Below are 20,674 nucleotides of genomic sequence, written 5' to 3' on the forward strand. Positions count from 1 at the left end.
GTCGGAAACGATCCGAATGCTCTCCTCGCGCCGAGCCGGTGCCGCGGTTCCACGGCCCTGGTCGTCCGAGCGGTCCTGGTCGTCCGAGCCACGGTCCTGGTCGTCCGAGCGGCCATGGTCGTCCGAGCGGCCCTGAGCGCGCCGGCCGATTGCCACGTAGACAGCTCTGTCGATGGCGATGGGCAGGACCAACCCGTTGTTGTAGTCGGTGTGTTCGCCGATGAGATTGACGCGTCCGGGAGCACGAAAGCTCTCGAGCGGCGGATAGCCGAAGATCGCTTCGAACTCGCGGGCCAGGCATGGGCCCCTCGGAGTGGTGGCCGCACTCATCGGCGACCGTCTTCGTGCGCGGGCGTCGCCACGCGCAGTCGTGCCGCGGTCTCCTCGGCGGAGACGTCGCCGACGAAGGCGCCCATGGCCGCTTCGGATCCAGCGAGGAACTTCAGCTTGTTCTCGGCACGCCTGGGGCTGGTGATCTCCAGATGCATCCACTCTGCCGATCGGTCCTCACAGTTGACCGGTGCCTGATGCCACGCCGCGATGTATGGAGTGGGAGTCGAATAGAGGCCGTCGATCCTTCGCAGCACCTCGGGGTAGATGCGCGCGAGGTCATCGCGTTCGGCGTCGTCGAGGTCGTCGAGCCCCAACACTTGCCGATGCGGGACTATGTGGACTTCGATCGGCCACCTGGCGGCGAATGGCACGAACGCAGAGAAATGTGCGGACTCGAGGACCATCCGCTCCCCCGAGCTGCGCTCGAAGGCGAGGACGTCGCCCATCAGCGGCCTGCCTGTCTCGCGTTGATGCTGCACCGCACGGGCCGAGGTGATCACGGTGTGTGGAGTGACGAACGGATAAGCATAGATCTGTCCGTGTGGGTGGTTCATTGTCACACCGATCTCCTCACCCCGGTTCTCGAATACGAAGACCTGCTCGATCCCCTCTCGTGCGGCGAGCTCGCTCGTCCGGTTCGCCCAGGCGTCGATGACAGTGCGTGCTCGCGCCGGGTCCAAGTCGGCGAACGATCCGTTGTGCTCGGAAGAGAAGACGACGACCTCACAGCGCCCATGTGCCGGGGCGGTCAGCGCGGACTCGGAGGCCACCTCGGCGAATTGCCTCCTCGGATCGGCAGTCACCGCACCAAGCGCAGGCCCCAGCGAAGGGAAGCGATTCTCGAAGACCACGACGTCGTAGTCGGCAACGGGAATCTCGGTAGGTCGTCCCGGTTCCGAGGGGCAGAGGGGACATTCGGCGGCGACGGGAAGATGCGTTCGCGACTGACGATGCGTGGCCACGGCCACCCACTCGCCGGTGAGCAGATCGAAGCGCAGCTGTCCGCCGGTGGGACGCGGCTCCACGGGGCGGTCGTCCTCGACAAGGGGCGCTGCCGGCGAATCGGCGTCCTGGAAGAGGAGGATCTCTCTGCCGTCGGCAAGCGTGTTCCTGCGGATGCGCGTGCTCAACGGACGCCTGCGAATTCAACGGTTCGACGGCAGAATGAAGAAATACGACGCCGTCCCATCCGACCTCCCAAAACTGATCATTTTCGATCATAATGCTAACATCAGATCGGTGCCGAACACAGTTGTGTCGTAGAATTCTCAGACACCAGAACATTCGCATACCAATTGCGCAGGAGTCGCATGACCGATTTCATCGAGCTCACCCTGGGCGACGACAACGCGGTCGTGTCCACACGCGGTGCGGCTCTGCTTCACTACACCGTCGGTGATCGTCCTGTCGTCGCCCAGATGTCCGCCTTCGACGGGGCCGTGCTGGCACCGTGGCCCAACCGAATCGCGGATGGACGCTACGACTTCAACGGCCGCTCCCACCAGCTGCCCATCACCGAAACCTCACACAGCACTTCCCTGCATGGCCTCGTCGCCGAAACGCACTGGGCGGTGAGCAAGCGCGACGACGCCTCCGTGACCTTGAGTACCGACATCACCGACTCACCGGGGTACCCCTTTGCGCTGTCGATCGAGGTGACATATTCCCTCATCGCGCGTGAAGACGTGGGTGAGCCCACCGACACGGCCGAGCTCCGGGTCGTGGCCCTGGCACGAAACATCGGGCAGGATCCGGCTCCCTTCGGTTTCGGCTTTCATCCCTGGATCCGCCCAGGGGCCGAAAGCGTCGATCGGGCGCAACTCCTCGTCCCCGCCGAAACCTGGTTCGAGACCGATAGCAGACTCCTCCCCCGGGCGATCAGACCATTCGACACAGGGTCGTTCATCCCCGCCGATCACGGACCTGATGAAGCATCCTGCCTCCTCTGCAAGGATTTCCGTGCTCTGCGCACCCTCGGCCCGACCGTGCTCGATGATGCCTTCGGAGTTCCGCAGCGCGGTGATGATGGGTGGTCGCGGGTGCGGCTGAGAGGTGCCGACGACAGGACGGTCATCATCGGCATGGATGAGAGCTTCCGGGCCTGGCAGATCTGCACCGGCGACGAGCTCGACCATGACCACCGGCGTCGAGCTATCGCCATCGAGCCGATGACATGCCCGCCCAACGCCTTCGCCACCGGTTCGGAGCACGATGTCATCGACCCGGAGGGTGAACTCCGTGTGGAATGGTCCATCGCCTTGCGTTGAAAGTTCTGCACTGACAATTCTGGGCGCAAAGACATTTTGCCCTGATAAGTTGCGAGTATCGGCTTCAACTCGCACGAAGGAAGATTATGTCGACACCACAGAACCCGTACTCCGGTTCAGATGCAGAGAACTCGGACGCAGAGAACAAGCAGAATCTGCCGACCGATCAGGTTGGCCCGGACTCCGATCAGGCCGGTCCGGACTTCGATCAGGCGCAGGACACTCCTGTCGGCGATCAGGCCGAGGCCGCACAGTCGGCCGGCTCCGCTCAGTACGGGCAAGGCTCACAGTTCAGCCCGTCCGAGCAGTACAGCCAAGCCGAGCAGTACAACCAGCAGGGCCCCTATGGCCAGCAGGATTCGTACGGCCAACAGAACCAGTACGATCGGTCGGATCTGTACAACCAGCAGAACCAGTACGCTCAAACGAGTCAGTACTACCCTCAGGATCAGTACGGACAGCCAACCCAGCAGGGCCAGTACTATCAGGCCTCTGACTACGCTGGCTACGACCAGGGCAACTACGCCGGCTCCCAGCACCCTCCGGTGGGCACGTACCAACAGCCTGCACCAGAGCACAGCGCCGGCAGCAACAGCGGCTTCTTCAAGTCGCTCTTCGACTTCCGCTTCAACAATTTCATCGCCGTTCGGTGGGCAGGATTCATCTACATCATCGCCATCGTCGTGGCCGTGCTGTCCTGGCTGGGATCCATCATCGGCGGAATTCTCACGGGCGCTGCCGCCGGCAGCGCATCTGCCTACTTCGGCCAAGCCCCGAGCTTCAGCCCGTGGCCTCTGCTGCTTGCGATCATCTTCGGCTGGATCATTCCCGCTCTCTGGGTGATCTTCGTCCGCCTGGCCCTCGAGCTTCTCGTATCCAACGTCAAGACTGCGGAGAACACGAAGAAGATCGCCGATTCCCTCGGACGCTGAACCTGCGCCGCACCCGTCATGATCGGCACGGGTGATATCGCGGTTCTGAGTTTCAGGGACCGGCTTCACAGGCGATCCCTGAAACTCAGACTGCCGCTAACCCGGACTGGGCGGGTCGAGATTCGTGCCGCTAACCCGTTGAGACCGGGGTCGTGGAAAAACCCCTGTGAATTAGAGCGAGCCCCGCACCGATAAATCGATGCAGGACTCAACCGTACCCCCGAGCAGGTTCGAACTGCCGTTTCCGCCTTGAGAGGGCAGCGTCCTAGGCCACTAGACGACGGGGGCCGATAAACAGCTCAGAGTCATACTCCAGAGCTGTCCGCTGGGGTACCAGGACTTGAACCTAGACTAAATGTACCAGAAACACTCGTGCTGCCAATTACACCATACCCCAATGTTTTTCAGGCTCATTCCCGAAGGAATTTCCCTGAGCAACGAGATATAACTCTACACAAACCCCCTGCTCCACGACAAATTCTGCAGGGCCTTTTTCTGTGTGACCTTCTTAACATCGGCACTTCACTGGTGCGGTGAGGAAATCACTCTCGCGCCAGAGCGATGAGACGATCGAACACCCGATACCCGTCGGCTCGCAGCCCGTTGTGCTCGTACTCGTTCGTCACCCACGGCTTCACCCCATCGAGGAGTTCCGCCGTGGCCAACGAGTACTCCGGAGGGACATAGGCGTCCTCGAAGTACACCGCCGCGCCGCCGCGCACGGTTGAAGCCCGCAGCGCGTCCGCATCATAGAGGCGGGGCCATTCGTGCTGTGCCACGAACTGCGCCACCTCGGCGAAGGGCGCGAGCTCCGGGTCCTCGGTCAGCGACTCGGGTCCGGCATGCTCACCGGCCAACAGGGTCGGATCAGCCGCGACATCGGCCGGCATCGCCCGCCGTGCGGCCCAATCGGTGAGCGCACCATCGGCCCAGCAGGACTCGTGGACCACTGCGTAGAGCGGGTTTCGACCCGAGAACGGCAGTGCGGCCGCAAGGTCATGACGGAAGGCCGCCGAGGCGGGGTCCAGGTCCAGCAGGTAGTGGAGTTTTTCGGGCCCGTCGGAGGCCCCGAGGTAGTGCCCCAGGAGACGAATGCGCTCCGTCGTGGCGCGCGCCCCGCCGGGGAGCGTGATCCCGCCCTCGGCCTCGGCGAGGTCGACGAGGCGGGCGAGCTTGTCACGGTCACCGGGGAATGCCCGGTAGAACTGCGCCGACTTGCGCTTCATGGTCTCCCACGTCGTGGCGTACACGGTGGCCGGGTCAGTGCCGACGGCCGGCAGACCGCCGGTGAAGTAGACCTCGTGCAGCGATTCGGAGTGTGCGGATACGTAGCGCAGGGCGGTGAACCCGCCGAAGGACTGACCCAGCAGCGACCAGGTGTCGATGCCGAGAACCTGGCGCAGGATCTCAGCGTCTTCGACGATCGAGTCGGCACGGTAGCAGCGCAGCGCGGCAGCAATATCCGCGGGAGCCTCACCTGCCCAGTCAAGGCCGGTGATGCGCCCGTCCACGGAGCCGATGGGACTCGATTTCCCGGTCCCCCGCTGGTCGAGCATGACGACTTGGAAGTCCTCGAGTGCTCGTGCCAGCCAGGTGGACTGGCCGACGGGGGTGGTCGGTCGGGGCGCTTCGGCACCCGGACCGCCCTGCAGGAACACGAGAGAGGGCTTCGTGCTCTCCGCCTCGGTGGCGATGATGCGGGCGAAGACCTCGATGCTCGCCGAGGCGGCTGCCCCTCCCCCACCGAAGTGGTCGAGGGGGACGTCGACGGTCACATCCCTCAGGTGCAGTCCCCCGCGCGTCCAGTTCGACTGGTTGACTGCAGTCACAGCTGGGCAGCCAGAGCCCGCAGGCGGGTCAGCGAGGAATCCTTGCCGAGGATCTCCATCGACTCGAACAGAGGTGGAGAGACCTTGCGTCCGGATACGGCCACGCGCAGGGGGCCGAAGGCCAGCCGCGGTTTGATCTCCATTTCGGTGACCAGTGTGAACTGCAGGCGTTCGTGCAGTGTGTCCGTCGTCCAGTCCTCGACTCCCTCGAGGACCTCGATCGAGGCCGCCAGCACCTCGGGGGCGGAGTCCTTCAGGGTCTTCAGTCCGTCCTCGGCCATGGTCAGCTCGGCATCGGGAGTGAAGAGGAATGCCAGGAGGTCGGGTGCTTCGCCGAGGAGGTTCATCCTCGTCTGCACCAACGGTGCCGCCTGGTCGAGAATCGACAGCTGAGCCTGCGACGGCTGCTCCGGGAGCACCTCGGCGGCCTGGAGATAGGGAACCAGCCGATCACGGAAGTCGTCAGCCTCGAGGAGCCGGATGTGGTCGGCGTTGATCGACGTCGCCTTCTTCACATCGAAGCGGGCGGGGTTGGGCAGGACATCGTGGATGTCGAAGGCGTCGACGAACTCCTTGACGCTGAATATGTCCCGATCAGGGGCGATCGACCAGCCGAGCAGACCGAGGTAGTTGATCATGCCCTCGGGGATGAACCCGTTGTCGCGGTGGAGGAACAGGTTGGATTCCGGATCGCGCTTGGACAGCTTCTTGTTGCCGGCGCCCGTCACGTAGGGCAGGTGACCGAACTCGGGGGTCGCGGCGGCGACGCCGATGTCCTTGAGTGCTTCGTAGAGCACGACCTGGCGAGGAGTCGAGGACAGCAGGTCCTCGCCGCGCAGCACATGGGTGATGCCCATAAGTGCATCGTCGACGGGGTTGACCAGGGTGTACAGCGGTTGCCCGTTCGCACGGACGACGACGTAGTCGGGGATGGTGCCGGCGCGGAAGGTGATCTCTCCGCGCACCAGGTCGGTGAAGGTGACATCCTCGGCGGGCATGCGCACGCGCCAGACCGGTTCGCGCCCCTCGGCCCTGAAGCCGGCGATCTGCTCTGGGGTGAGGTCACGATCGAAGCCGTCGTAGCCGAGCTTGGGGTCGCGGCCTGCGGCCTTGTGTCGGGCCTCGACCTCGTCGTTGGTCGAGTAGGACTCGTAGATGTGTCCGGCGGCCTTGAGCTTCTCGATCACGCCTGCATAGATGTCGCCGCGCTGGGACTGGCGGTAGGGTCCGTCGGGTCCGCCCACGTCGATGCCTTCGTCCCAGTCGAGGCCGAGCCACTTCATGGCCTCGAGGACCTGACCGAAGCTCTCCTCGGTGTCACGGGCGGCGTCGGTGTCTTCGATGCGGAAGACGAACTTACCTCCGGTGTGCTTCGCATACGCCCAGTTGAACAGGGCGGTGCGGACCATGCCGACGTGCGGGGTGCCGGTGGGCGATGGGCAGAAACGAACTTTGACGCTCACTGTGTTCCTTCGGTCTTTGAGTTGTGTGACGGTACTGCGCGGTGGGGGCGTTCGCGGTGGCGGCGTGCGCGGTGGCGGCGGGGTGCCGGTCTCAGGCGTCCATGGCCGTGTTGCTGAGGACTCCGAGCCCATCGATGGCGATGTCGACACGGTTGCCGGACACGATCTGACCGACGCCGGCGGGAGTGCCGGTGAGGATGACGTCACCGGGCAGCAGGGTGATGGTCTCGGACAGGTGTTCGATGAGGGTCGGGATGTCGAAGATGAAGTCGGCGGTATTGCCGTCCTGCTTCAGCTCCCCGTCGACCCAGGAGCGGATGCCGAGGTCGTCGACGTCGAGTTCCGTTTCGATCCACGGACCCAGCGGGCAGGACGTGTCGAAGCCCTTCGCCCGTGACCACTGCTTGTCGGACTTCTGGATGTCGCGCATGGTCACGTCGTTGCCGCCGGTGTAGCCGAGGACATGGTCGTAGGCGTTCTCTGCTTTCACACCCTTGGCGACGCGGCCGATGATGACGGCCAGCTCCGCCTCGTAGGAGACGTGTTCGCTGATGGCGGGCAGGCGGATCGGATCACCGGGGCCGATCACCGAGGTGTTGGGTTTGAAGAAGGTCAGCGGACTGACGGGCACCTCATTGCCGAGTTCGGCGGCATGGTCGGCGAAGTTGCGTCCCACGCCGATGACCTTCGACCGCGGCAGGATCGGGCTGACGAGACGAACATCGTCGAACTTCAGCCGCTCCCCCGTCGACTGGGCTGGCGCGAAGAACGGGTCCTGGTCGAGAACGGCGAGGCTGAGACCGGACGTGTCCCACGTGCCGTCCTCAATCTGCGGCACGTCGCCTTCGACGACTCCGTATTTGGGTTCATCCTGGTGCACAAATCTGGCAATACGCATGTGCCCCAGTCTAGTCAGTCGGCGAGACCACTGGCACACGGGCTTTCTGCGCTTGGGCTGAGACACTTGGGACATGCCCGATTCTCGTCCGCCACACTCGTTCGACCTGGAGACCATCGCCGCGGGACTGCCGACCGCGGCACTCATCGACCAGCTGGCGGACTCTTCCGTCGGCAGGTTCCCCCGCCTGGTCGTCGAGGCCCCACCCGGAACCGGCAAGACCACCCTGGTGCCGCCGCTCATCGCCGAGCATCTGGCCGGGAACCTCACCGGGCGTTCGGCCGGCCATTCGGACCAGCACCTGTTCGGGCCTGCTGATCCATCCGCCGCTGCGGGGCGGATCATCGTCACTCAGCCGCGACGCATGGCCGCTCGGGCCGCGGCCAGGCGACTGGCGACGCTGACCGGGACCCGCCTCGGCGAGGCAATCGGGTTCACGGTTCGCGGAGAGTCGCGGACCTCGGCGCGCACGAGGATCGAGTTCGTGACCACGGGAGTGCTGTTGGCTCGGCTGCTGCGCGATCCTGAGTTGGCCGGTGTCGCGGCTGTCATCCTCGACGAGGTGCACGAGCGACAGCTCGACACCGACCTGACCTTCGCGCTGTGCCGGGAGCTGGTCGATCTGCGTGAGGATCTTGGCCTCGTCGTCATGTCGGCGACTCTCGATGCCACGATGTGGGCACGACGGTTGGGATCAGGAGACGGCGCCGAGTCACCCGCAGAGCTGCTGTCGGTTGCAGCGAAGGTCCACCCCCTCGATGTCAGGTGGGCGCCGGCGAAGCACCGTCCTCTGGACGCACGCGGCGTGACCCGGGACTTCCTCGATCATGTGGCGCGAACGAGTGTTGAAGCTCTGTCGACGCACATCAGCGGGGACGTGCTCGTCTTCGCTCCCGGCGCCCGAGAGGTCGAGGAGATCGCCACCCGGATCACCCGGTCCCTTCCCGTCGGGTCAGGGACCGAGGTCCACACTCTGCTCGGCCGCACTCCTGCCCAGGACCAGGATTCGATCCTGCGACCGCATCCCGCCGAGGTGGGCCTTCGTCGCGTGATCGTGTCGACCTCGGTCGCGGAGTCGGCTCTGACGGTTCCCGGCGTGAGCATCGTCGTCGACTCGGGACTGGCCAGGGGGCCTCGGTTGGACACTCGCCGTGGAATGTCGGGGCTGGTCACGACCCGCGAGTCCAAGGCGTCGGGAACGCAGCGTGCCGGTCGTGCCTCACGGTTGGGTCCGGGCACGGTCTATCGCTGCCTGTCCGAACCCGATTGGGCGAGCCTGCCCGAGCACACGCCCGCGGAGATCGCGACCTCCGATCTCACCTCGGCGGTCCTGACCCTCGCCGTGTGGGGCGGCGACACGGACCTGCTGCCGGATCCGATGCCGGAGGGCCCGCACCGCCTGGCTGTGGACAATCTCGTGGCGCTCGGGGCGATCGAGCTCGCAGAATCCGAGGATGCTTCGGGCGGTGACGGCAGCTCGGTGAAGCACGACGCAATCCGAGTCACCCGGTTGGGGCGGGCCATCGCCCGGATTCCGGCCTCCGTGTGGTCGGCGCGCGGTCTCTTCGACGGAGCCGCAATGCTGTCCCGGACCGCGGCAGCCGAGGCGATCGCTGTGATCGAATCCGACCAGCGTGCCCCTGGCGCCGATCTCGTGGCCACTCTGCGCGAGCTGCGGCGCAGCAAGGACCGTCGGTTCGCCCAAGATGTGAAGCGCTTCGCCGGATTGGCCGCGGAATTCTCTGATCCGCCGGGCTCAGCCGGGCGCGACTCAGCCTGGCGCGACTCAGCCTGGCGCGAACCAGCGGTCCACGCGTCGATTCCCCACGGTTCGGCTCGGGGTGATTCTCTGCGCCCCGCTGATCTGGGGCTTGTGGTTGCCCTGTCCCATCCGCTGCAGATCGGCCGGCTTCGCAATTCCTCGGCGTCGGAATACCTGCTGGCCTCCGGCACGGCCGCGTCGCTGCCGCGGAACTCGTCTTTGCAGGGCAGTCCATGGTTGGCGATCTCCGATGTCGGGCTTTCCGGGGGACGCGCCGTGATCAGGGCCGCGGCGATCATCGATCAGGACACCGCAGAGCTCGCGGGCGCCGGGCTGATGGCGACCGAGGAGACTGCGACCTTCGACCAAGGGAAGGTGCGCGCGGTGCGGCGGACCCGCCTCGGCGGCATCGAACTCACAGCTACGCCGATCAAAGCCGGCGCAGAACTGGCCCGTTCGGCGATCGCGGCGTCGGTGCGTCAGCGCGGCGCTCGTGAGATTCTGCGGCCCAGCGAGACATTCGAAGAGCTGCGGTCCCGACTGGGGCTGCTGCACGCCATCTATGGTCCGCCGTGGCCGGATGTGCGATGGTCGCGGCTGTCGCAGACGCTGACCGAATGGTGCCCGGCCGCCCTGGACCGCATCGCAAGAGGATCCGATCCGAGCAAGGTCGATCTCGTCTCTGCGCTGCGGACTCTCCTGCCTTGGCCGCAGGCATCCCGACTCGACGAACTGGTGCCGGTGAGCATTGAAGTCCCCAGCGGTTCACGGATTCGTCTCGACTACCCCGACCCCGATCATGCGGAGTCGGAGTCGGAGTCGGAGTCGGCATCTGAGTCTGTGCCTGACACAGAGGGTGAGTCGGCGTCGGTCGACGGCGGCACGGCGACTGAGGCGCCGAGTCCCATCCTTGCGGTCAAACTTCAGGAGTGTTTCGGCTGGCAGACGGTTCCACGGGTGTGCGATGGCCGAGTCCCAGTGGTGATCCACCTCCTCTCCCCCGCCCGCCGGCCGTTGGCGGTCACCGGCGACCTCGCTTCGTTCTGGGCCAATGCGTATTCACACGTCAGAGCGGAGAACAGAGGCCGGTATCCGAAGCATCCCTGGCCCGAGGACCCGCTCACGGCACCCCCGATGCGCGGGACCAAGCGGTCTGGGACAATGAAGCGATGACTCCCACCGCCTCACTGACCGCTGAGCGCACCGACCGCCCCCGGGCTGTCGGTGCTGATGCTGACGACGCCGGGGCTGCAGGTTCTGGTGGTGCCGCGATCAGCGCACCCACATGGCGCGCTCTGCGTGATGATCACGCCACGAGGATCGCGATGAGAACGGATGCGCACCTCGCCCGCCGACTCAAGGGCGAGAAGCATCCGGTCGAGGACTTCCTGTTCACCTACTATCCGTTCAAAGCCGGCCAGCTGGCCAAGTGGAATCCGGGTCCCGACGTGCGACTCGAATTGGCCACGGAGGCCGACCGGAATTATTTCGACCGGCGCTGGTACACGACCAGCTCATTGGGCACGGTCGCCGAGGTGGACATCGAGTCCTGGCGCAGAGATCGTGGTGATGGTGCGAAGTTCATCGCCTCCCTGCTCCAGTCGACCCTGCATCGGGAGGCGAACTTCGGGTGCTTCGGCATCCACGAATGGGCGATGGTCTACAAGCTCAGCGAGGAGCAGCGCCGCCACCAGCAGGTGCCGTTGCGTCTCAGCCATGAAGCCACCGATGCCGTCGTCGAGGGCCACCGAATCCAGTGCTCCCACCATGATGCGTTCCGTTTCTTCACCGCACCCGCACGCCCACGCAACACCCTCCAGCCGACCCGTGAAGACATGGTGGCCACTGAGCAGCCCGGCTGCCTGCATGCGGGAATGGACCTCTACAAATGGGCGATGAAGGTCGGACCCGTCGCCTCCTCCGACCTCGTCGTCGACTGCTTCGATCTGGCTCTGGACATCCGCACCCTCGATATGGAGGCCTCGCCCTACGATCTGCGCGGCTGGGGCTACGGTGTCGTCGCCATCGAAACCGCCGAGGGCAAGGCCGAATACATGCAACGGCAGCAAGCCTTCTCCGAACAGGCACAGGCCCTGCGGCGGCGACTCCTCGATGCCTTGGCTGCGGTCGGGATCCACGCCCGGTAGAACCGTCGGGCAGCACACAGTGTGGACCGCGCTGTGCGGCAGGAACGGCTCTGCATAGGATCAATGTGTGCGCGCAATCGTCTATGAAGAGTTCTCTGTCCTCCCCCAGCTGAGAGACATCGAGCCACCCTCCACTCCCGCAACCGGTGTCGTCATCGACGTCGAAGCCACCGGCGTCTGCCGCAGCGACCATCATGCCTGGTCGGGCCACGACTCGACGATCACGCTGCCCCATGTGCCCGGTCATGAGCTCGTCGGTCGCATCGCCTCGGCGGGGCACAAGGTCACGAGCTTCCACACCGGCCAGCGTGTGACCGTGCCCTTCGTGTGCGGCTGCGGTCGCTGCCGCTGGTGCCTGGACGGCAACGCTCAGGTCTGCCCGGACCAGACGCAGCCCGGGTTCACCCATTTCGGTTCCTGGGCGGATCAGGTCGTCATCCACAACGCCGATGCCAACCTGATCGCAGTCCCTGAGGAGCTTCCCGCCTCGGCGATGGTGGGACTCGGCTGCCGCTTCGCCACGGCCTTCCACGGTCTGCGGGTGCGAGCCGAACTCCAGGCGGGCGAGACGGTCGCCGTGTTCGGCTGCGGAGGGGTGGGGCTGTCGGCGATCATGATCGCCCGGGCCATCGGCGCGCAGGTCGTCGCGATCGACGTCAGCGAGGCCGCGCTCGACCGGGCCCGCGAACATGGTGCGACGCACACGGTCAACGCCGCGGGCAAGAGCCCCGGAGCTCTGGCCGCCGAGGTGGTCTCCCAGGCCTCGGACCAATGCCCGGACGGGGTGGCCGTGAGCGTGGACGGGGTTGCCGTGAGCGTGGACGCTCTGGGGCGTGAGGACACGATCGCCGCCGCGATCGCCTCGCTGGCCCCCTTGGGCCGTCACGTGCAGATCGGTCTGCTGGCCACACCGCCGGTCGTCGACATGTCACGCGTCATCGGCCTCGAACTCAGCGTCCTCGGCTCCCATGGGATGGCCGCGGCCGCGTATCCGGAGATGGTCGAGCTGGTCATCGACGGCAAGCTGCGCCCGCAGGATCTGGTCACGAATGTCATCGGCCTCGAGGACGCTCCCGCAGCCATGGATGCCCTCGGCGCGAACACCGGTTCGGGGATGACCATCATCGACCTGGGACGGTGATGCGTCGGGTCAGCCAGCCCCCAGGGCCGACCTCATCGAGCCTGCCATCTCCTCGATCAGCTCTGCCTCACCGCGCACGCCGGGTTCGAACGGCAGCCTGAGTCGGTCCTTGGTTGTGTCGCGGTAGCGCGGGATGACATGCATATGGAAGTGGAACACCGACTGCCAGGCGTCTTTGCCGCAGGAGTTGAGCAGGTTGACCCCGTCGGCACCCCACACGTCGAAGACACGCTTGGCGATGCGCTGCGATTCGATCGCCACGTCCGCGAGATCGGCGGCAGGAATGTCTCGCAGATCCGTGCTGTGCCGTTTCGGGACGACGAGCAGATGCCCGTCGGATCCCGGCTGGATGTCCATGAACGCGACGGTCGTCTCCGTCTCCGCGACCGGCGCACTCGGCACATCACCTGCGACGATTCCGCAGAACAGGCAGTCCTTGCTCATCCGATCATCACACCATCACGGCGAGGACGACTCGGGAGTCCTGGCCCGGCCAGCGGCCCAAGAGCAGTCCCGCTTCATTTCCTTCAGCGGGCGAATCGAGGCTGAGCTCATACAGCATTTCGACGTCTTCGGCACCGGGCAACGGCCCCGTACCCCAGGCGTGAGCGACATCGGTGATCTCTTCGCCCCTGTTGCCGTCATCGTCGACGCGATACTGCCGTGCCGAGTTATCAGCAGTGGCGATCGCGTGGTCGAGGCGCTGCCGGAAAAGAGGGTCACCCATCCCGGCGTAGACCCAGCGCTTGCCGAGGATGGAATGCTCCATGGTCGAGATCAGGTGCTCGTCGGCGCCGGCCAGCGGTTCCCCGCGGTAGGTCAGCGGCACTTGGAAGACGCGGTCTCCTGAAGCGACGATGTGGATCTCTGCTCCCACCTCGCCGGCGGGATCGTCGAACCGGTAGGAGCTCAGCTGGGACAGCGCCTCCGGTGTCACATCGGTCCCGGCCGAGCGCTCCTGCTTACTCAGCCAGGCAGAGACGATCTCGAGTTTCCCGGGGTTGATCTGGGCGTTGAAGATGTCAGCCATGTCATGCCTTCCGGGTCCCGGGGATCCATGCCCCGTCGACCACTTCATAGTCGGAGAAGACCGCTGGGGCCTCTTGGAGCATGGCCTCCCCGATCTTATTGAACACGAGGCGGATCTCTTCTTCGGCGCCCTTGGCCGTGCGCATCTCGACGACGTGGCGCAGGGAGCGGAGGTTGGCGGTGTAGACGATCCCGGTGGCCAGGCCCTCGGGTGCGAAGCGGCGCATGAACGAGGTCATGTGCTTCTTATGGGAGAACTTCGTGCTGGCTTCGTCGAGTTCGAAGTGCTCGGTCATCCACTTCTGGTGCTCCTCGAGGGTGTCGAGAACCTTGAGGGAGCGTTCCATGAGCTCCGAATCCTCACGGGCCCACTCGGGGAACCAGAACGGAATGTCGGCCAGGCGCACGTAGCGCAGAGATTCCTGCGAGAACGCGGAACCGGCACGGTGGCGGATGAGTTCGTGGGTGAGCACCCGTGAGACGTTGTGGAGGACGAAGGTGAAGTTCGCGTGTTCGAGCACCGAACCGTGCTGGGAGGCGATGACGTTGCCCAGGTACTGGGACGAATCCGTGCGCACGCGGGACACGTTCGGGTTCAGCCCAGGCTCCCACGAGCGGTAGCACATGCGTCCGGAGAACTCGACGATGTCCTCGGCGTCGGGAGAATCGGCCTCTTCGACACGATCCGCCCAGTCAGATCCGCCCACCTCATCGAGATATGTCCTCATCGAATCCCAGTCGATGCTGGGCTTGGCAAGCAGTTCTACTGACGGTTCGACCTGGCGCATGGCTCTCCTTGTGCAGGGTATGGCTTGATTGATTCCCAATCCTACAGATCAGATCGCCGAGGTGGTCGACCGCCTGCGAGGAATGCTTGCGCAGGTGCAATCAACGCTTCCGAAGGAAGCGGACGAGGAGGACGACTGATCCGCCGCCGAAGAACCCGAGACCGACGACCGCGGCGATCGTGGCGACGATCTGCGAACGTCCGGGCGCGTCGACGATGACACCCGTCAGCGTCAGCACGAGGAGGATCGCACAGGCTGCGGCAAACAGCAGTGCACCGATGATGCCCAGCAGAAGTGCGAGCCTCGTATTCGTGCCGATCAGCTGCATGATGCCGGCGATGATTCCAGCGGCGAAGAACACAGTGACGAAAAGACCGATGATCTGGCCCGCACCGATGAGCATGATCAGCCCTACGATGACGAACAGGGCGGAGACGAGGATGAGCACCTTCGCGTCCCGTCGTTGCTTTCGGTACGCGCGAGTGAAGATCGCCTGCAGCTCGTCGTCGTTCATTGCAGCACCTGGTCGTTCATTGCAGCACCCGTTTGGGGAGGTGGCGAGGCAGAGTGTCGGCTGCGTCATTCGTGCCGAGCCTCGTTTCTCTCCAGGCGTCGACGAGGTAGGCGTTGGCTCCACCTCTTTCCACCATCACCGAGGTGGCCTCAGCGTCCTCGAAGACGACGGCGGCATGGTCGTCGATGGCCAGTCCTGGTCCCGGCAGCTGTCCGGTCCCGATCCAGGTTCGGAACGTCTCGGCCCGGCCGGGCTCACCGTGATAGTGCGGGCAGGCGCTGCCGGGGATGATTCCGAGACCCTCGTCCAGGGGAGCCAGCGAACCGAACGAGTCGGTCGATGACGCCTCGAACCAGCAGTTGGCTCCGGCGCTGACTCCGGCAAGGATCGTACCGTCGCTCGCTGCCCTGTGCATGATGTCGTCCACGCCGTGTCGACGCCACAGAGTCAGCAGGTTGGCGGTGGATCCGCCGCCGACATAGATGAGATCCATGTCAAGAATCATCTGCGGGTCCTCGTAATCCCAAGGACTCTGACCGAACAGTGAGAGCACATGAGTCTCGGCCCGTCCGTCGAACGCAGTCTCAAAGCGTCGAATGTAGTCGGGGTCGTCACCCGATGCCGTCGGGACGAAGCACACGCGCGGAAGGTCACCACCGCCTCGGCGATGGTGAGCTCCTGTCCGGCGTTTGGCTCGCACACCGCTCGCCATCTGGAGCAGGCAGTCATCGATGGCTGATTCCCCTGTCTCAGACATGGAGAACCCGCCACCGCCGAGAGCAACGATCGTGGATTGTGCCTCTGCCGCGCTCATGGTCGTCGGCCCTGCCGATGAGGTCGCTCATTCTGCAGCTGTGTTCGGCGTCGCCGATGTCTCCAGACCAATGCCACAATCCCGCCGATTCCGAAGAAGACGAATCCGACAGCGGCGACGACGAGCACCGCGATCTGGTTGACGCTGGCCCCGTAGACCACCACGGCCATGAGGGCCAAGACAAAAATCAGGCCACACCCGAGGCCCATGATCACTGAGGCGCACAGCGACGGCACGAGCGTGGTCTGCGAATCCGGATCGCCTCGCATCATGATCCCGGCTAGGAGGCATCCGCCGAAGAAGACCAGGCAGACCAGTCCGATGAGCATGAGCTGGTCGACGAACAAGCACAATACCGACACCAGCACGAACACCGCAGAACCGATGATCAGGGTGGTTCCTTCACGACGCCGTTTTCGATCCGCTTTTCGATCCGCCTCGGCTGTCAGGGCCCAGGCTTGGGCCTCCCACCACGGACCTTGATCGTTTTCAGGCTTGCTCACGGCACCCGGTGCGTCCATTTCTCGGTTCCGAACTTCTCGGCAACGAGGGTATGTGCCTTGTCCAGTTCGTCTTCGGTGAAGGTGTCGAAGCTGGCGCCGTATCTGTTCGCGAATGTGTCGGCCATGACGTCGATGATGTCTTTGCGGGCCTCGCCTGTCTGGCTGCGCAGGGGGTCGACGCGCTTCTTGGCGCTGGCGACGCCCTTGTCGGAGATCTTCGCCTCACCGATGCGCAGGACTTCGATCATCTTGTCGGCGTCGATGTCGTAGCTCATCGTCGCATGATGGAGCAGGGTTCCATCCCGCATCCGCTTCTGTGCCGCACCGCCGATCTTGCCGCCGGTCGAGGAGATGTCGTTGATCGGTTTGTAGAAAGCTTCGACGCCCAGGCGCTTCAGAGCTGCCAGCACCCATTGGTCGAGGAAGACATAGGACTCCTCATAGTCGAGGCCGGCGACCAGCGCGGGTGGGACGAACATCGAGTAGGTGATGCAGTTCCCGCCTTCCATGAACATCGCTCCCCCACCGGAGATGCGGCGCACGACCTGCACCCCGTACTTCTCGACGCCTTCCGGACGGAGTTCGTTGGCGTAGGACTGGAAGGCTCCGATGACCGTGGCGGTGTCGTCCCATTCCCAGAACCGCAGCGTCGGTTTCCGACGTCCTGCTGCGACCTCGTCCAGCAGCACCTGGTCGAGGGCGACATTGACCTGTGTGGGCAGGACCTCGCCGCGGATGACTTGCCAATCGAAGTCGGTGAAGTTCGCTGCCGATCCCAGAGCACGCCTGACGACCGTTGCGATGTCAGAAGTGGAGAATCCGTGCATCGCCAGTTCCGAGCCGTACCCGGCAAGTACGTCGTCAAGGCGTTGGCGCAGGTTCGCGTTGTCCGCGGTGACGCTGGCTCCGACGAGTGCGGGGGCGAGGTCGAAATAGGCTTCTTCGGGTTCGAGGAAGAAGTCGCCGGAGATCTTGACCTCGGTGATGGTCTTCCCATCGGTTTCCACATCGGCGACCACGAGTTTGCCGCCGATGACCTTGTATTCGGCGTGAAAGCGCTGGGGTTCGTGCATATCGTTCGTCATGTTTCCAAACCTACTCTCAGGCTCTGCTCAGAAGCTATGAACTTGCTCACTCACCGGTCAGCGAGTTCCACAGGAAGCGGTAGCTCAGGGCCCGGGTGAACGCAGCCTGCTTGTTGTCCGAGGCCGCCGAATGCCCGCCCTCGGTGTCTTCGAAGAACCACACATCGTCGATGCCGCGATCCTGCATCCGAGCAGCCATCTTGCGAGCCTGGACCGGCCCGACACGATCATCAGAGGTCGCCGTCCAGAACAGTACAGGTGGATAGTCCACGCCTGCTTCCAGCAGGTGATAGGGCGAGAACTTCCGGATGAATGTCCAGTCTTCGGCCACATCTGGGTCGCCGTACTCGGCCTTCCACGAATAGCCGGCGCTGAGTTTGGTGTAGCGGCGCATATCCAAGAGAGGAACTCCGCACGAGATCGCGCCGAAGAGTTCAGGGTGCTGTGTGAGCATGTTCCCGACCAGCAGTCCCCCGTTCGAGCCGCCGGCGCAGGCCAGACTCTTCGGGCTCGTCACCCCACGTTCGATGAGATCCCTGGCAACGGCAGCATAGTCCTCATAGGCCCGCATCCGGTTCTCTCGCATCGCCGAGGTGTGCCACCGTGGCCCGTACTCTCCACCGCCGCGGATGTTGGCAAGGACATAGACCCCGCGCCGTCCGGCGGGAATCGTCGTGCGCCCCAACCATCCGATGCCCATGACCGGGGAGTACACCGGAGACCGGCTGACTTCGAATCCACCGTACCCGTCCAGGAGGGTCGGATTGCTCCCATCGAGCACCAGCCCGCTCTCGGCGATCTGGAAGTAGGGAACCTTGGTTCCGTCTTCGCTGGTGGCGAAGTGCTGTTCGACCGAGAAGCCTTCGCTGGCAAAGAGCGCTGGTGCCGTTTTGATGATTTCGGGGGTGGCGCAGCCTTCCGACGGCTCCAAACGCCCGTACGCCAGGGTCGATGGAGTCAGGAAGCCGGTGCTCACCAGCCAATAGTCGTTGGCGGTCGCATCATCGTGTCTGTCGACTGCTCCCAACCCGACCATGTGATTGGCCGCGACTCCGGGCAGCCGAGACGATGAGAAATGATCGTTCGGGTCGAGAACGACCAGCTGAGACTGCACATCAGCCAGCAGCTCGAGGACCAGGTAGTCCCGCGTCCATGTCCACGACTGCAGGGCGGTGTGAGCGTCGGGGGTGAAGATGACGGTCGGTGCGATTGTTCCGGCCCGCACCTCGGCGATGTCGGCAATGGCCAAACCACCGGCGGGAACCGAGAAATCCTCGTGATTCCAGTCGGATTGAGGGCGGAAGAGCACGAAGTCCCTGTCGAATCCGACTTCCACGTCGGTCGGCACATCGACGACGGTCCATCTGCTCTCCCACGCCGAGGCGTCGGTGGTCACCGACCCGGATTCCTCGGTGACCAGCTCGAGGTCGATGAAGCTGGGCCGCGAATTGAAGAAGTCGATGGCATCGATGGCGAAGACCCTGTCGGTGGAATCGGCGTCTGCCGGTCCCACCTCGCTGCCGACGAAGATGGCGACGTGATCGCGTGGCACCTCGGCGACTATCGGGGCATCGGCAATGGCCTGCCCACGCGAGAGTACTCGTGCCTGACGCGGATAGGACGAGGTGGTCAGAGAGTCCTCGTCAGTCTCGGTGGCGACGATGATCGTGTCATCGTCGAGCCAGGCAAAGCGGGTCTTCGCCGTTGGGAGGTCGAAGCCGCCGGCAACGAAGGATTTGGTGGTCAGGTCGAATTCGCGCACTCTGTGGGCGTCCCCGCCATCGGGCGACAGCGAGACGAGCGCACGTGAGTTGTCCGAACGACGCACCGATGCTCCGGCCCACACCCAGGGTGTTGCTTCCGCGGTGCCGAGCGCGTCGAGGTCGATGAGGACCTCCCACTCGGGGGAATCGGAGACATAGCTGTCCCAGGTGGTTCGCCGCCACATGCCTTTGGGGTTCGTGGTGTCGCGCCAGAAGTTGAAGTAGTGATCACCGCGTTTGGCCACCATCGGGATCTTGCCCTCGGAGTCCAGGGCAGTGCGAATATCACCGGCGATGGAGTCGAACAGATCGTCCTGGAACCTGGCGATGGTCTTCGCGTTCTGCTCCTTGACCCAGGCCATCTGGTCATCGCCATGGATGTCTTCGAGCCACAGATTCTCATCATGAGGCATGGGTGCGGCATCCTGCGGTGCCATGGCTGGGCTGGAGGTGTCGATGGTCTGTTTGTCTGCCGGAGCTTCGTTGCGCATGCCACCATCCTAATGATCACTGGTTTCTCATGATCGCGTGGAACCGCGTGATCGCACTCCCCTGCACAGTGGTTCGACCCCAGCGGTTCGAATCAGGCCGCCGCTCTGAACATGACGAGTCCTGGTTGACCGTTGGGCGCTTGGGGCCCATGACCGAGTGCGAAGAAGCCGAGGCTTTCGTAGAGGCGGCGGGCGGGGCTGTCGATGTCGTTGGTCTGGAGCCAACAGCTGTATCCGCTGATGCCGGCCAGCCATGTCTGGAGCGTGGTCCGTCCGAGCCCGGAACTGCGCAGATGGGGATCACGAGCCACAAGGTTGAGGGCGAACGACCATTCGAGTCTCGCAGCGGCGTCTCCGAGTGTGGAGGCCAGTTCATCGGCCCAGTCGTGATCCTGTTCCGCCCAGGACCAGAAATGGCCGTAGGCGATTGATCTCAGGCGCCCATCGAAACGCGCCGCTGCGATGAGGACCTGACCGTTTCGGACCGAGAGGTCGTAGAGTCTCCCGAACAGTGCCGCGTGCTTCGGATCCTCGTTCAAGGGCGGCTCTGCCGCTGCAGCGGCATAGAGCTCCTCAACCTCATGAGGCGGGGGCAGCACTCCAGGGATTCCACTTGCTGAGCCTATGGGTTCCCAGCTCTGCCCCAGACCGCCCGGTATGCCCCACACAAGTTCAACATTGAGCTTTACGGGCGAAGCTCCGAGAACCTCAAGCTCGGCATGATCATCCATGTTCCCACCATAACGACTCCGGAAGTCGGGCAATTGAACTCTGGCAGAATTCTCGCTTCTGGGCCGAGGAACGACTGCTTGGCTGAGGAGTTGCCTGCTGCCGCGCCTGGCACGGTTGGACTCGGCGCTGCTGCGGGCATCATTCTGCGGAGGCGAATTCGGCCAGTTGCTCCACCAGGCTCAG

General features: G+C 64.4%; 19 protein-coding genes and 2 tRNA genes. 5 read left to right on the forward strand and 16 right to left on the reverse strand.

Translation table 11 applies throughout. The features are described 5' to 3' along the window. Positions 1 to 330, reverse strand: a 330-nt coding sequence (locus tag L0G76_RS06580) for a galactokinase family protein (protein WP_304356502.1), incomplete at its 3' end; no start/stop codon positions are given. Further along, positions 327 to 1,463: a galactose-1-phosphate uridylyltransferase gene (galT, locus tag L0G76_RS06585; RefSeq protein WP_304356503.1), complete on the reverse strand. Its 1,137-nt coding sequence runs from the start codon at positions 1,461 to 1,463 to the stop codon at positions 327 to 329. The genes L0G76_RS06580 and galT, both read right to left, overlap by 4 nt. Positions 1,464 to 1,643: 180 nt before the next feature. Between galT and L0G76_RS06590 the strand changes: the two genes are divergently transcribed. Then, a complete protein-coding gene (locus tag L0G76_RS06590) occupies positions 1,644 to 2,600 on the forward strand; it encodes an aldose 1-epimerase family protein (protein ID WP_304356504.1) in 957 nt (318 codons plus the stop codon). A gap of 86 nt (positions 2,601 to 2,686) precedes the next feature. Then, positions 2,687 to 3,532, forward strand: a complete 846-nt coding sequence (locus L0G76_RS06595) for a DUF4282 domain-containing protein (protein ID WP_304356505.1) — start codon at positions 2,687 to 2,689, stop codon at positions 3,530 to 3,532. A 215-nt stretch (positions 3,533 to 3,747) separates the two neighbouring features. Here the strand turns inward: L0G76_RS06595 and L0G76_RS06600 are convergent. The 5 genes from L0G76_RS06600 to L0G76_RS06620 all read right to left on the reverse strand — a co-directional run bounded on the left by L0G76_RS06600 (position 3,748) and on the right by L0G76_RS06620 (position 7,722). Continuing rightward, a tRNA-Glu gene (locus tag L0G76_RS06600) sits at positions 3,748 to 3,820 on the reverse strand. A gap of 37 nt (positions 3,821 to 3,857) precedes the next feature. Continuing rightward, positions 3,858 to 3,929: transfer RNA gene (locus L0G76_RS06605), tRNA-Gln, on the reverse strand. 145 nt (positions 3,930 to 4,074) lie between these two features. Continuing rightward, complete coding sequence (locus L0G76_RS06610; RefSeq protein WP_304356506.1) at positions 4,075 to 5,361, reverse strand: alpha/beta fold hydrolase; 1,287 nt, start codon at positions 5,359 to 5,361, stop codon at positions 4,075 to 4,077. Further along, positions 5,358 to 6,824 (reverse strand): glutamate--tRNA ligase, encoded by a 1,467-nt coding sequence (gene gltX, locus L0G76_RS06615; RefSeq protein ID WP_304356507.1) that lies wholly within the window; start codon positions 6,822 to 6,824, stop codon positions 5,358 to 5,360. The genes L0G76_RS06610 and gltX overlap by 4 nt, the downstream gene beginning before the upstream one ends. Before the next feature lie 91 nt (positions 6,825 to 6,915). After that, the gene (locus L0G76_RS06620; RefSeq protein WP_304356508.1) at positions 6,916 to 7,722 is read right to left on the reverse strand and encodes a fumarylacetoacetate hydrolase family protein; all 807 of its coding nucleotides are present in this window, start codon (positions 7,720 to 7,722) and stop codon (positions 6,916 to 6,918) included. Positions 7,723 to 7,795: 73 nt separating this feature from the next. On the opposite strand from L0G76_RS06620, the gene L0G76_RS06625 reads away from it, so the two are divergent. From L0G76_RS06625 to L0G76_RS06635, 3 genes are all read left to right on the forward strand, one after another. Continuing rightward, entirely contained in the window at positions 7,796 to 10,657 is a 2,862-nt protein-coding gene (locus L0G76_RS06625) for an ATP-dependent RNA helicase (RefSeq protein WP_304356509.1), read from the forward strand. Further along, entirely contained in the window at positions 10,654 to 11,631 is a 978-nt protein-coding gene (locus L0G76_RS06630) for a 3-methyladenine DNA glycosylase (protein WP_304356510.1), read from the forward strand. The genes L0G76_RS06625 and L0G76_RS06630 overlap by 4 nt, the downstream gene beginning before the upstream one ends. Before the next feature lie 67 nt (positions 11,632 to 11,698). Continuing rightward, positions 11,699 to 12,772 carry an alcohol dehydrogenase catalytic domain-containing protein gene (locus tag L0G76_RS06635; protein ID WP_304356511.1) on the forward strand — a complete coding sequence of 358 codons (1,074 nt, stop codon included), beginning with the start codon at positions 11,699 to 11,701 and terminating at the stop codon, positions 12,770 to 12,772. A 9-nt stretch (positions 12,773 to 12,781) separates the two neighbouring features. Here the strand turns inward: L0G76_RS06635 and L0G76_RS06640 are convergent, their stop codons facing one another. The 9 genes from L0G76_RS06640 to L0G76_RS06680 all read right to left on the reverse strand — a co-directional run bounded on the left by L0G76_RS06640 (position 12,782) and on the right by L0G76_RS06680 (position 20,490). Next, a complete protein-coding gene (locus tag L0G76_RS06640) occupies positions 12,782 to 13,216 on the reverse strand; it encodes an HIT family protein (protein ID WP_304356512.1) in 435 nt (144 codons plus the stop codon). Between the two features lie 7 nt (positions 13,217 to 13,223). Further along, entirely contained in the window at positions 13,224 to 13,802 is a 579-nt protein-coding gene (locus tag L0G76_RS06645; protein WP_304356513.1) for a maltokinase N-terminal cap-like domain-containing protein, read from the reverse strand. Position 13,803: 1 nt separating this feature from the next. Continuing rightward, complete coding sequence (gene thyX / locus L0G76_RS06650) at positions 13,804 to 14,589, reverse strand: FAD-dependent thymidylate synthase (protein WP_304356514.1); 786 nt, start codon at positions 14,587 to 14,589, stop codon at positions 13,804 to 13,806. Positions 14,590 to 14,689: 100 nt separating this feature from the next. After that, a complete protein-coding gene (locus tag L0G76_RS06655; RefSeq protein WP_304356515.1) occupies positions 14,690 to 15,103 on the reverse strand; it encodes a hypothetical protein in 414 nt (137 codons plus the stop codon). 16 nt (positions 15,104 to 15,119) lie between these two features. Next, positions 15,120 to 15,917: a Type 1 glutamine amidotransferase-like domain-containing protein gene (locus tag L0G76_RS06660; protein WP_304356516.1), complete on the reverse strand. Its 798-nt coding sequence runs from the start codon at positions 15,915 to 15,917 to the stop codon at positions 15,120 to 15,122. Continuing rightward, positions 15,914 to 16,420 carry a hypothetical protein gene (locus tag L0G76_RS06665; protein ID WP_304356517.1) on the reverse strand — a complete coding sequence of 169 codons (507 nt, stop codon included), beginning with the start codon at positions 16,418 to 16,420 and terminating at the stop codon, positions 15,914 to 15,916. The genes L0G76_RS06660 and L0G76_RS06665 overlap by 4 nt, the downstream gene beginning before the upstream one ends. Continuing rightward, on the reverse strand, positions 16,417 to 17,505 hold the full coding sequence (gene lplB, locus L0G76_RS06670; protein WP_304356518.1) for a lipoate-protein ligase small subunit: 1,089 nt from the start codon (positions 17,503 to 17,505) through the stop codon (positions 16,417 to 16,419). Before lplB ends, L0G76_RS06665 begins: the two co-directional genes overlap by 4 nt. A 46-nt stretch (positions 17,506 to 17,551) precedes the next feature. Then, a complete protein-coding gene (locus tag L0G76_RS06675; protein WP_304356519.1) occupies positions 17,552 to 19,759 on the reverse strand; it encodes a prolyl oligopeptidase family serine peptidase in 2,208 nt (735 codons plus the stop codon). A 92-nt stretch (positions 19,760 to 19,851) separates the two neighbouring features. After that, positions 19,852 to 20,490 carry a GNAT family N-acetyltransferase gene (locus L0G76_RS06680; RefSeq protein ID WP_304356520.1) on the reverse strand — a complete coding sequence of 213 codons (639 nt, stop codon included), beginning with the start codon at positions 20,488 to 20,490 and terminating at the stop codon, positions 19,852 to 19,854. Positions 20,491 to 20,674: the final 184 nt, after the last annotated feature.

The organism is Brevibacterium picturae, from assembly GCF_030453725.1.
Lineage (GTDB): Bacteria > Actinomycetota > Actinomycetes > Actinomycetales > Brevibacteriaceae > Brevibacterium > Brevibacterium sandarakinum_A.